Below are 12,105 nucleotides of genomic sequence, written 5' to 3' on the forward strand. Positions count from 1 at the left end.
GCGCGCTCGCGCTCGTGATCCCGACCGCGAATGCATCCCGGCGAAGTCGGAGCGGCCCCCGATTCCTGCCCCCGAACCGGGCCGCTTCCTCGGTGAAAGTCCGGACGCGCCACGCTTGATCTGAATCAAGCCGTGCGCAGCAAGGCGATGGCATCGCTTCCCGCGTAGCTGCTGATGCTCGATTCGAAAGCACGATCTTGAAAACCCTTCGCCAGCTCGTGACCGGAGACGAGTTCGTCCAGCTCGCAATTCGCCTCGGATTGCTGGCACTGTTGATCTACTGGTCGTTCGTTCTGGTCAGCCCGTTCGTGCCGATCCTGGCCTGGAGCGTCGTGCTCGCGGTCGCGCTCTATCCCGTCTTCACCTGGCTCGCAGCAATGCTCGGCGGCCATACCGGCGTCGCGGCGCTCGTGCTGACCTTGATCTCTCTGGGAGTCGTCATCGGGCCGGCGACCTGGCTCGGAATTGGAGCGGTAGAGGGGGTGAGGGAGCTCGCCGAACAACTCGGCGCCGGCCACGTTGTCGTGCCGTCGCCGCCGCCCGAGATCAAGGATTGGCCGCTGATCGGCGGCCCACTCCATGAGATCTGGGATAGGGCGTCGACCAATCTACGTGCCGTGCTGCGCGAGGTCGTTCCGCAACTGAAGCCGTTGGCCGGGACCCTGTTTGCATTTGCCAGCGATGCCGGGATCGGGATGCTGAAGTTTCTGCTGGCGGTCGTCGTGGCAGGGTTTCTGTTTCCCTATGGCTTGCAGCTTGCGGCGGCGTGCCGGAGCTTTCTGTCCCGCATCGTGCCGGAGCAGAGCGAGCACTTCCTCGACCTTGCAGGTGCGACCATCCGGGCGGTTTCCCGCGGCGTCATCGGCGTCGCCGTCCTGCAATCGCTGCTGGCCGGCATTGGCTTCAAGCTGGCGGGGATCCCGAGCGCGGGGCTGCTGGCGTTTGTCGTGATGCTGCTCGCGATCGTGCAGATCGGGGCGGCAATCGTGCTGTTTCCGGTCATCATCTGGCTATGGTCGGCCAAGGATTTCACGACCGCACTCGCCCTCACGTTCTTCTTCCTGGTCGTCGGCGTCCTCGACAATGTGCTGAAGCCGCTGGTGATGGGGCGGGGCCTGACCACGCCGGCGCTCGTCATCTTTGTCGGCGTGATCGGCGGCACGCTTGCCCACGGCATCGTGGGCCTGTTCATCGGTCCAATCATTCTCGCGGTCGCCTGGGAATTGCTCACGGCATGGATCCGGGACGACCGCGCCCGGCTGGCGGGGAGAGCGATAATGCTGTTTCAGCTCCTCGTGGGATCGGCGGTGAGCGCGATCAATATCGCGATCCATTCGCTGTGGACCGTCGCGGCGATCGGGTTGCTTCGCAACGTTGCCTTGAGCGCGGCCGGCCGGGCGGGGCTACAGCTCAGCGGCGTGATGGTCGCAACCGCGCTTGCGCTGATGCTGGCTCACACGCTCGAGATCGTGGTGTGGAGCCTGGCCTATTGGGTGCTCGGCGCCGCGCCCGCCGGCAGCAATCTGCTGTATTTCGCCTTTGTGAACTACACCACGCTCGGCTATGGCGACGTCATCCCGGTCAAGCAGTGGCTGTTGATCGGACCGATGGCGGCCATGAACGGCATTCTCATGTTCGGGTGGTCGACCGCGGTCTTGTTCGAGGTGTTGCAAAAGACCATCGAGCGCCAGGCGGCGCTGACGAAATCTCCCTGACGTCGGCTAGTTGTCCAGCCTGGACAGCTGGTCGCGGTCGACCAGCATGATCTCGCGCTGGTTCGAGCCAAGGAAGTTGAGCGCGCCATAGGCGTGCAGCTTGGATAGCGCACGTGACACGGTTTCGAGCGTCAGTCCGAGATAGTCGGCAATATCACGCCGGCACATCGGCAAGGCGACGACGCCGACTCCGGTCAGCCGGCGATCCATTTCGAGCAGAAAAGCCGCAACCCGCTCCAATGCGGTCTTGCGGCCGAGTAGCAGCATGTGCTCCTCGGCATGCCGCAGGTTGCTGGTCGTCATGACCAGCAGGTTGCGAGCTAGGGCGAAATCGGAGTCGGCCACGCGTTCGAGGCTGATCCGCCTGATCAGGTGCACGTTCGTGTCGACGATGGCTTCCGCGGTAAAGCGATGGGTTTCGGCATTCTCGAGGCCGAAAATATCCCCGACGAGGTGAAAGGCACCGATCTGGCGGCGTCCGTCGGAAAGCAGCTTGTAGCTGCGGACCGCCCCCGAAACGACCTGGTAGACGTATTCGGCCGGCTCCTTCTCCCCGTAGATCTCGGTGCCTTTCCTGTAGTGGAATTCGCTGGTGATGCAGTTGGCGTGCCGGACGGTCAACCCACCGAGGATGCTCGGCGCATTGGCCGGTCTGACATTGACGCGAGCGAACATGGACTAACTCTCTCGGGTAACGACTGGTGCAGCGTCCGCGGCGGCTCGAAATGCTTGTCCCGCGCGCAATGACTACGACGGAGTCCGGCCGGTCTCTATTGGTCTTGAGGTCATTGTCCTAAAGGACAGGGTGCGCGAAATGCGGCAATTTGTTCGTAAATTGATGCGCACCGTCTTAGATCACTTTTCAATTTTCACGATGATAACCGGGTGCTAGCTTTCTAACTCGTTGGTCTCCGGCTCCGAACGCTATGGGCAAGGCAATTCGGCTCTCTGGCCTGGTCATCTTCCTGGCTGCGTTATTGGCGCCGGTCGGCCTCCAGGCGCAACAGATGCGCCCGCATTCCATGCTGGTGCTGGACCAATCCGATCGACGTGGCCCCTTCTACTACCAGGTGTTCGTCGGCTTGAGGGATGCGGTGAGCGCTCACGGTCACGCGCCGACCACCGTCTACACCGAAAGCCTCGATCTCAATCGCTTCGGCGGCGAGGCCTATCAGGAGGATTTCCGGCGATTCCTCGAGGCGAAATATCGCGATCGGCCGATCGGCGTGGTGGTCACCATTGGCGCGGCTGCGCTTGAGCTTGCGCTCCGCTGGCGCCCTCAGCTCTGGCCCGACACGCCGATCGTGTTTTCGCTGGTCGAAGAGGCTGATTTCAAGCGATTGCAGCCGCCGGCCCATGTTACCGGCGGCATCGTGAACTTGAAACTCAAGGATGCCGTCACGGCTGCCCGCGCCGTGTTGCCGGGCATCAAGACCGTCGTGCTGGTTGGCGCGGACTGGGACCGGCAAGTTCTGTTTCGCAATTGGAAAGACCAGGCAGCGGCCGGCATTCCGGGCCTCGACATCATCGAGATCATCGGACGTCCGATGCCCGAGATCGTTGAGCGGGTCGCGGCGCTCCCCGATCATAGCGCGATCATCTACACGGGCCTCTATAGCGACGGCAAAGGCAACTATTATCCGCCGTCGGATGCCCTCACATTTGTCGCGGCAAGAGCCAATCGTCCGATTGTCGTCGCCGCGGAGACCTTCCTCGGGGCGGGCGGCATCGGCGGATTCGTCATAGTTCCGTCGCTGATCGGTGCCGAGGCTGCGGGAAGGGCGCTGCGCATTCTGGATGGCGAGGCGCCCGAAGGCCTGCCACCGTCGGTCATCGATGCGGTGAAGCCGATCTTCAACTGGCGGCAGATGCAGCATTGGGACGTCAGCGAAGCCAGTCTGCCAAAAGGTAGCGAAATTCGCTTCCGTGAGCCGTCCTTCCTGGAAAAATATCGTTGGCGTGCCGTTGCCCTGGCAGTGGCGCTGCTGGTTCAAACCGCGCTCATTGCTTTCCTGCTGCACGAGCGTCACATGCGGCGGAGTGCCGAGGTCGAAGCCCGCAGTCGCCTGTCCGAACTCGCCCATATCAATCGGCAGGCGACTGCCGGAGAACTCTCGTCCTCGATCGCCCATGAGCTCAACCAGCCGCTGGGCTCGATCCTGACCAATGCCGAGAGCGCGGAGCTGATCCTCGCTTCGCCGACGCCCGACCTTCAGGAGGTGCGGGAAATCATTTCGGACATCAAGCGCGATGACCTGCGCGCAAGCGAGGTGATCCGCAGGATGCGCAGCCTGCTCAAGCGTGCGCCGTTTGAGAAGAAGGAGATCGACCTCAACCAGACCATGCGGGAAGCATTCGATTTCCTCAAGCTGCAGGCCTCGGCGCGCAACGTCGCGATCTACCTGCAGACCTCGCCGCAGACTCTGCGGGTGAAGGGCGATCCGGTGCAGTTGCAGCAGGTCATTCTCAACCTCGTGGTCAACAGCATGGACGCGATGGCCAAAATGCCCTACGGGCGCACCATCATCGGTCGTACGGAGGTCAATGGGGACGCATCGGCGGTGATTTCCATCAGCGATTCCGGGCCGGGAATTCCGCAGGACAGGCTGAACGATATCTTCGATCCGTTTTTCACCACAAAGGAGCAGGGCATGGGCATCGGCCTGTCCATCGCACGGACGATCGTTCTGGCGCATAGCGGCCAGCTCTGGGCCGAGAATCAGTCCGGAGGAGGGGCGGTATTCCACCTTTCGCTGCCGCTGGCCGCGTAGCGCGTTTGGGTCTTGTTTGCCGCAGTGCAAGGTTCGATTTACGACGAACGCAGCATTTTCAGATCGCCGCTGATGGACATTCTACAGGTAGCGGCGATCACCCGGCGATGGAGCAGCAATGCACGCTTACGTGCACATAGTCGACGACGACGCCTCGTTTCGCGCAGCGCTGGAGCGTCGGCTCAAGCTCGCAGGCTATCGCGTCGTCACCTACGCGTCGGCCCGGGAATTGCTCGACCAATTGCCTGACGACGAAGGGACGGGCTGTATTCTGCTGGACGTTCGCATTCCCGGAATGAGTGGTCCGGAGTTGCAGCGTCGTCTCAACGAGCTGGGGTCGACGCTCCCGATCGTATTCCTGACCGGACATGCCGACACGGCGACCACCGTCCAGGCGATCAAGGCAGGTGCCGAAGATTTTTTGACCAAGCCGATCGCGTCGGAACAGTTGATCGAGGCGATCAATCGCGCCCTTGCGCGGCACGAACTGGCCCGCGGCCGGCGAACCAGGCTCGATTCGCTGCGCGCGCTGCTGGCGAAGTTGACCCCGCGCGAGCGGCAGGTGTTCGATCTGATTGTGTGCGGCCGGATCAACAAGCAGATTGCTCACGAGCTTGGCACGACCGAACGCACGATCAAGGCGCATCGTCACCAGGTCATGGAGAAGATGCAGGTGCAGTCGCTTGCCGAGCTGGTTTCGATCGCCGAGCAGCTCGGCACGCGCGCGTCCGGTGGCGAGGTCAAGGCTTGATCGGCCGGGCAGCTCTGCCCCTCCTGTCCCATGGTACAATATGAAAGCTCTGTGACGCGGCGTATCTCCGATATTGGCCGCGGGAATATTGCGCGCCGGTAGCCGCTTGACGTGTCCATTATCCATGCGTGGGCGAAGGTCATTCAGCGATAGGGTGAGGCTTCAGGATTTGCCGACCGCGAAACTCGTTTTCGTTGTGGATGATAATCCTTCCATGCTTCGTGGAATCGGACGTCTGCTGCGGGCGTGCGGATTTGCATCCAGGCTATTTGAGACCGGCGGTGCGTTACTGAGACATGGCAGCTTTGACAGCGCGGTCTGTCTGATATTGGACATCAATCTCAGCGATGGGTCCGGGATCGAACTGCGGCACCGCCTGGCGGATCAGGGCATCGAAATCCCCGTCATCTACATCACCGGAAATGACAATCCGGCGACGCGCATGGCGGCAACGGCATCGGGATGCGTTGCCTATCTGACCAAGCCATTCACCGCCAACTCGCTGATCCAGCCGATTGAACGGCTGTTGGCCGGCGTGGTCTAGCGGCAGCCGGTCTCAATCATTCATCGATGACTTGATCGAGCGTCAGCGCAGGCGCGCCCTTGCGCACGCTTGCAAAGCGGTCGAGCGGCACCAATGTCGTCATCGTCAAAATGCTGGTGTCGACGACCTCGATCGAGAGCGTCTTTCCGCCATCCATGTCCTCGAGAAGCTTGGGATCGGCGACATCGGCCGCGATGCACATGTTGGTCGCGCACCAGGTGTAGGGCAGCCGACGAACCGCCTTCTGGTCGACCGATAGCTTGACGCCGGCTTGCAGATACATCCCGACCGGCAGGAATAGCTGGACACGGCTGCTGCCGTCCTCTCGCTCGATCAGATCGAGGCGAACGGCCGTCTGCCCGGTGGGGAAGGTGCCGGTGATCGTCGTCCGGCATAGTGTCTTGGCGCCGGCGGCGTTGAAGCAGACCTTTCGCCACTCGCCATACTTGATGTCCCGCACCGGCTGACGTGCCCCCCGCGGGGCTACTTCGCCGCCGTCCTTCACCGTAGCAGGCGGTGAGGACGTCTGTTGAGCGTGGGCAGCACTGATGCCGGCCGCAAACAGCGCCAACTTCGCCAAGGCACCATATCGGACCATGGATGCTCCTCCAGCGCGAACGGCCGCCTAGCGAACCTTGTCGAGAAATCGTTCGACCAAAGGCGACCATATGGGAATGGAATCGGGAGAGCCGATCAGGAAATGCCCTTCGTCGCCGAACGGCGGCAAAAGATGGTACTCGGCACGACCGCCGGCGCGCGTGAAGGCCTCGTGCATTCGCTTCGACAGGGCCGGGCCGAAGAATGTGTCGTTCTCAATGTAGAACCACAACATCGGCACCCGCGATGTATGGCCGAACATGCCGGTGGCCTCGACCAGTCTGTCGGGGCCGCAATTGTTGTTGGGTTTGCCATCGACGCGGCCGCCGCGGCCTGCGGCGAAGGTGATGATGGCCTTGATCTGCGGCGGGTTGAGGCTCGACAGCGCGATCGCAGCCCAGCCGCCGGCCGACTGTCCGACGACGATGACATCCTTCGGCAAGGTGCGCTTTTCGGCGGCCATGTAATCGATGATCCAGAGATCGACCTGCGCGACGGCGAGGCCCGCATCGAGGAAATTCGGATTGGTGCACTTGCCGATCTTGGAGAAGAACGGGCCATAAAGACCGCGTTCGGGAATATCGATGGCCGCCGCGCCATAGCCGGTCCCGACCGGTGCCACCACGAGATAGCCGCGCCGTGCGAACCACATTGCGGCATCGCGAAATTCGACCAGCGGGAAGAAGCTGCGATCCCTGGCGTTCAATGACACGCCGTGGTTCATGATGACCAGCGGGAAAGGGCCATCGCCGAGCGGACGGACCAGATAAGCGAACATCGGCAGCGGGGTAGGCAGCGCCCAGATCTCTTCCTGGATGCGCTGGGATGTGGCTTGGTCCTCCGCGCGCGCCGGAGCGATCAGGCCAAGCAACAGCAGCGCTGCGGTTGCGAGGGTCCGTAAGCGGTGCTGACGCATGCCATGCGCTCCGGCAGTCATCTGGCAAATCTGCAGGTCACGACGATCGAGCCGCGCAAGATCAGAAGCCCATTGAGGACTGCGAGGCTTGATCTGAATCAACGCGCATCGGGCCCGCCGGCGCAACCACATGCGACCATTGTTCGTCATACGGCGGGCTTGATGTCGATCCAGGCAGAGACGAGTTGGATGCGCTGGTTTCCGCCGGCGAACTGGCTCGCCGACTACCGGGCATCCTGGCTCGGGGCGGACGCAATCGCCGGGGTCACGCTGGCAGCCTACGCGATCCCGGTGTCGCTGGCCTATGCGGGGCTCGCGAGTCTGCCGCCGCAGATCGGCGTCTATGGCTATCTGCTCGGCGGCGTGGGCTACGCCCTGCTGGGCTCGTCCCGGCAGCTCGCGGTCGGACCCACGTCGGCGATCTCGCTGATGATCGCCGGCGCCGTCGGCATATTGGCCGGCGGCGACGCCACCCGTTACGGGCAGATTGCCAGCCTCGTGGCTTTCAGCGTTGCTGTGCTCTGCCTGATTGCCTGGCTGTTCAAGCTCAGCCTGCTGGTGCGGCTGATCAGCGACAGTATTCTGGTGGGATTCAAGGCCGGAGCGGGGCTCACCATCATCATGAGCCAGCTGCCCAGCCTGTTCGGCGTCGCTGGAGGCGGCCACAACTTCTTCGACCGCGTGATCAAGCTTGCCGGCCAGCTCGGCGATACCAGGCCGCTGGTGCTCGGCGTCGGTGTGACTGCGACGGTGCTGCTCCTGCTCGGCGAGAAGAGGCTGCCGGGAAAGCCCATCGGGTTGGCGGTGGTCGCGCTCTCGATCCTGATGGTCTCCGCGCTCGGGCTCGCGCAAATGGGACTTCCGGTGACCGGGCCGATCCCGACCGGGTTGCCGACGATGTCGTTCCCGACGTTTGGCTTGCTTGAATTTGACGATCTCTTTCCGATCGCCGCCGGATGCCTCGTGCTGGCCTATGTCGAAGGGGTGTCCGCCGCGCGAAGCTTTGCGGCAAAGCACGGCTACCCGCTGGATGTCAGGCAGGAGTTTCTGGGACTCGGCGCGGCCAATCTCGCCGTAGCCTTCGGGCATGGCTATCCGGTTGCCGGCGGGTTGTCGCAGTCGGCCGTGAATGACGCCGCCGGCGCACGCACGCCGCTGGCGCTGGTGTTCTGTTCGGCAACCCTCGCGCTCTGCCTGCTGTTCTTCACGGGCCTCTTGACCAATCTGCCGAAGACCGTGCTCGCCGCGATCGTTTTCTCAGCCGTCTACAAATTGGTCGATATCGCGGCGCTCGCCAGAATGTGGCGGATCAGCCGGATCGATTTCTATGCCGCAATCATCGCCTTGGTGTCCGTGCTGTTCCTCGGGATATTGCAGGGCGTGCTGCTGGCGGCCGTCGCCTCGATCTTCCTGCTGCTGTTGCGGGCGTCGCAGCCCAATATCGCGTTTCTGGGCCGTCAAGCCGGCAGTGGGCGCTATTCCGACCGGGCGCGACACGATGATGTCGAGCCCTTGACCGGGATCATCGCGTTCCGCCCGGAAACCTCGCTGCTTTATGTCAATGCCGAGACGATCTTCGAAACGGTGCTGGCGGCGCTTCGGATGTCGCCCGACGTCAAGCTGGTGGCCTGTGACCTGTCGGCCTCGCCGTTCATCGACCTTGCGGGGTCGCGCATGCTGCACGACCTTCACCAGGAGCTCGCATCGCGCCAGATCACATTCTGCATCGTGGGCGCGCACGCGCAGTTGCGGGATCTGCTTCGGGCGGATGGTCTTGCCGACAAGACCGATAGCGGCGACTGGATGCGTACGCTCGACAGCGTATTGAGCAACAGGAAGCCGCAGGCAGGAATCTAGCGTGCGCGGCCGCACGGACTGCCGCGACATTCCAGCCTTGTTGCGTCGCAAGACGTCGCGACCATGCGCGCTTGGGGAGCTGTCTCAATCCAGCTTGCAGCTTGACTTGGATCAAAGGGCGCAACGGGCCCGGTTTGTACGATTGGACAGAACCAGCGCTGAGATCACGAGATCGGGAGACACTCATGGCCAACGACGCGAAGCCAGCACAGCAGCGCATCGATCAGTTCTTCTCTGGGCCCGGCGGACGAGCCGACAATTGGCGCGATCTGGTCGAGGCCGCGAAGGTGTGGAGCAGGGGCGGCAACCGTGCGGCGTATGACGCGGCGCTGTCGGCGCTTGCGGTGACGGAGGAGTTTCACGGCTATCCGGGCCTTCGTTTGATGGCGGCGCTGAAGGAAGCTGCGGCGGCGGGCGACGCCGCCACCTCGCATATGCTTGCGACGCGGATTGCGCAGGCGCTTCAGACAAAATCCTTCCGCCAGCATGCAGGTGACTGGAGCACGCAGGACGAGGGCAATGGCGACGTTCCCGATCTGCTTCCGCCAACTCTGGGGCAATCGGCGGCGAGACGGCCGTATTTCGAGACGCTGATCGTGACCGGAGTGCCAGCCAGCAACTGGCCGGGACTCCTGGCGGAGTGGCGCAAGCTGCGGCGTCCGGTCGACGCCTTCATCTATGAGCCCGTGGTCGTGGGCAACCTCGAGGACGCCTTCTGTGCGGCCATGCTGAACCCCAATATTGCGGCGGTGGTGATCAATGAAGGCTTCGGGCTGCGCTCGCGCCACGATGCGCCGGTGCTTCGTGCCATGACCGGCGCCATGGGGCTCAGCGAGGAGTCCGATGCGTCCGCGCTCCGGTTGGCCCATATCCTGAAGCGGGTGCGTCCCGAGCTTGACCTCTACCTGATGTCCAACCGCGACGTCGAGGAGTTGGCCGGCAATCCCGAGGCCGATGTGGTGCGCCGCGTGTTCTACTCGGTCGAGGATATCCTCGAATTGCACCTTTCAATTCTGGAGGGCGTGCAGGATCGCTTCGACACGCCGTTCTTCGACAATTTGAAGAAATATGCGCAGCGGCCGATCGGCACCTTCCACGCGCTGCCGATCGCGCGCGGCAAGTCCGTGTTCAAGTCGGACTGGATCCGCGACATGGGCGAATTCTACGGGCTAAACCTGTTCCTTGCCGAGAGCAGCGCGACCACCGGCGGCCTCGACAGCATGCTGGAGCCGACCGGCAACATCAAGAAGGCACAGGAGAAGGCCGCGCGCGCGCTCGGCGCCGACCGCGTCTACTTCGTGACCAACGGCACCTCGACATCCAACAAGATGGCGGTGCAGGCGCTGCTGGGTCCCGGCGACATCGCAATCGTCGACCGCAATTGCCACAAGTCGCACCACTACGGCATGGTGCTGGCCGGCGCGCAGCCGCTCTACGTCGAGGCATTCCCGATGACGGAATACTCGATGTATGGCGCGGTGCCGCTGCAGACGATCAAGCAGGCGCTTCTGAACGCGAAGGCGGATGGCCGGCTCGATCGGGTCAAGATGATCGACCTGACCAATTGCACCTTCGACGGCCACATCTACAACACGCGGCGGGTGATGGAGGAATGCCTCGCGATCAAGCCTGACCTGATCTTCCTCTGGGACGAGGCATGGTTCGGCTTCGCGCGGTTTTCACCGTTCCTGCGGCGGCGAACCGCGATGGGCGCGGCGAACGAGATCGAAGCCTGGATGCGTGATCCCAAATCGGTCGCCGCCTATGAGAAACAGCAGGCCGAGCTCGGCAAGAATCCGTCCGACGAGGTTCTGCTCAAGACCAGGCTGATCCCCGATCCGCGCCAGATCCGGCTGCGCGTCTACCAGACCAACTCGACGCACAAGTCGATGTCGGCGATCCGCCAGGGCTCGATGCTGGCGGTCAAGGACATCGAATTCCACACCGTCGAAGCGCAGTTCAAGGAGGCCGTATTCACGCACGCCTCAACCAGCCCGAACCAGCAGCTGATCGCCAGCCTCGACGTCTCGCGCCGGCAGATGGAACTCGAGGGCTATGGACTGGTGGCCAATGCCATGGAGATCGCGTTCGCCATCCGCAACGCGGTCAACACCAATCCGTTGATTTCGAGATATTTCCGCGTCCTCGGCGCGGATGCCATGGTGCCGAAGCAATACCGCGAGAGCGGATTCACCGACTATCTGGCGGCCGGGACCAACTGGGCTAGCGCCCTGAAGAGCCTGAACGACGACGAGTTCTGCCTCGATCCGACCCGCATGACGCTGGTCTGCGGCACCGCCGGGTACGACGGAACGTCGTTCAAGGGGCTGCTCGCCAGCCGCTACAACATCCAGGTCAACAAGACCTCGCGCAACTCGGTCCTGATCCAGTCCAATATCAACAATACGCGGAGCGACGTCGCGCATCTCGTCCGGGTGCTGGCCGAAATCTCCGGTGAAATCGATCGCGGCCTGACCAAGGGCGGCGCGAACGCCAGGGTCGACTTCGACATGCGGGTCAACAGCCTGATGAAGGATGTCCCCGACTTGCCGAACTTCTCGCATTTCCACGACGCCTATCGCGGCGATGCCGGCGCGAAGACGAATGAGGGCGACATCCGCGGCGGATTCTATTCGGCCTATGACGCGGCAGGATGCGAATATATTCGCCTGCACGATCCCGAGATCGACAGGCGTCTGAAGAACGGGCCCGCTCTCGTCTCCGCCAACTTCGTGATTCCCTATCCGCCGGGCTTCCCGATCATGGTCCCTGGCCAGGTCATCACGCAGGAGACCATCGATTTCATGCGCAAGCTGGATGTGAAGGAGATCCATGGCTACGACGCGGCCGAGGGCCTGAAGCTGGTGACGACCGAGGCATTGGGCAGGATGGGCAAGCCGCGAGCGGCCGCGCCGAAGTTCAAGGCTGCATCATAGACGAAGGAGAGTCCGCAA

Annotated in this window: 9 protein-coding genes and 1 pseudogene; 7 read left to right on the top strand and 3 right to left on the bottom strand. The window is 62.9% G+C overall.

The genetic code is table 11. The annotated features are described in order from the left end of the window. Positions 1-197: 197 nt before the first annotated feature. Together ACVI1L_RS29815 and ACVI1L_RS29820 are read left to right on the top strand one after the other, a co-directional pair. Positions 198-1,274 (top strand): annotated as a pseudogene (locus ACVI1L_RS29815) (AI-2E family transporter); the annotation flags it as partial. Between the two features lie 171 nt (positions 1,275-1,445). Next, positions 1,446-1,715, top strand: a complete 270-nt coding sequence (locus tag ACVI1L_RS29820) for a potassium channel family protein (RefSeq protein ID WP_456785625.1) — start codon at positions 1,446-1,448, stop codon at positions 1,713-1,715. A gap of 6 nt (positions 1,716-1,721) precedes the next feature. Here the strand turns inward: ACVI1L_RS29820 and ACVI1L_RS29825 are convergent, their stop codons facing one another. Further along, positions 1,722-2,390 carry a helix-turn-helix domain-containing protein gene (locus ACVI1L_RS29825; protein WP_456784539.1) on the bottom strand — a complete coding sequence of 223 codons (669 nt, stop codon included), beginning with the start codon at positions 2,388-2,390 and terminating at the stop codon, positions 1,722-1,724. Between the two features lie 332 nt (positions 2,391-2,722). Between ACVI1L_RS29825 and ACVI1L_RS29830 the strand changes: the two genes are divergently transcribed. From ACVI1L_RS29830 to ACVI1L_RS29840, 3 genes are all read left to right on the top strand, one after another. Beyond that, entirely contained in the window at positions 2,723-4,486 is a 1,764-nt protein-coding gene (locus ACVI1L_RS29830) for a sensor histidine kinase (RefSeq protein WP_456784540.1), read from the top strand. A gap of 118 nt (positions 4,487-4,604) precedes the next feature. After that, complete coding sequence (locus ACVI1L_RS29835; protein WP_253640141.1) at positions 4,605-5,237, top strand: response regulator transcription factor; 633 nt, start codon at positions 4,605-4,607, stop codon at positions 5,235-5,237. 124 nt (positions 5,238-5,361) lie between these two features. Continuing rightward, entirely contained in the window at positions 5,362-5,781 is a 420-nt protein-coding gene (locus tag ACVI1L_RS29840; RefSeq protein WP_456784541.1) for a response regulator transcription factor, read from the top strand. 16 nt (positions 5,782-5,797) lie between these two features. Here the strand turns inward: ACVI1L_RS29840 and ACVI1L_RS29845 are convergent, their stop codons facing one another. Both ACVI1L_RS29845 and ACVI1L_RS29850 read right to left on the bottom strand, forming a co-directional pair. Next, the gene (locus ACVI1L_RS29845; protein ID WP_456780919.1) at positions 5,798-6,379 is read right to left on the bottom strand and encodes an invasion associated locus B family protein; all 582 of its coding nucleotides are present in this window, start codon (positions 6,377-6,379) and stop codon (positions 5,798-5,800) included. 27 nt (positions 6,380-6,406) lie between these two features. Continuing rightward, complete coding sequence (locus ACVI1L_RS29850) at positions 6,407-7,294, bottom strand: alpha/beta hydrolase family protein (protein WP_168856815.1); 888 nt, start codon at positions 7,292-7,294, stop codon at positions 6,407-6,409. A gap of 162 nt (positions 7,295-7,456) precedes the next feature. On the opposite strand from ACVI1L_RS29850, the gene ACVI1L_RS29855 reads away from it, so the two are divergent. Both ACVI1L_RS29855 and ACVI1L_RS29860 read left to right on the top strand, forming a co-directional pair. Then, positions 7,457-9,151: a SulP family inorganic anion transporter gene (locus ACVI1L_RS29855; RefSeq protein WP_456784542.1), complete on the top strand. Its 1,695-nt coding sequence runs from the start codon at positions 7,457-7,459 to the stop codon at positions 9,149-9,151. Between the two features lie 185 nt (positions 9,152-9,336). Then, positions 9,337-12,087 carry a decarboxylase gene (locus tag ACVI1L_RS29860; RefSeq protein ID WP_456784543.1) on the top strand — a complete coding sequence of 917 codons (2,751 nt, stop codon included), beginning with the start codon at positions 9,337-9,339 and terminating at the stop codon, positions 12,085-12,087. Positions 12,088-12,105 lie beyond the last annotated feature (18 nt).

This window comes from Bradyrhizobium sp. USDA 4516 (genome assembly GCF_054055915.1).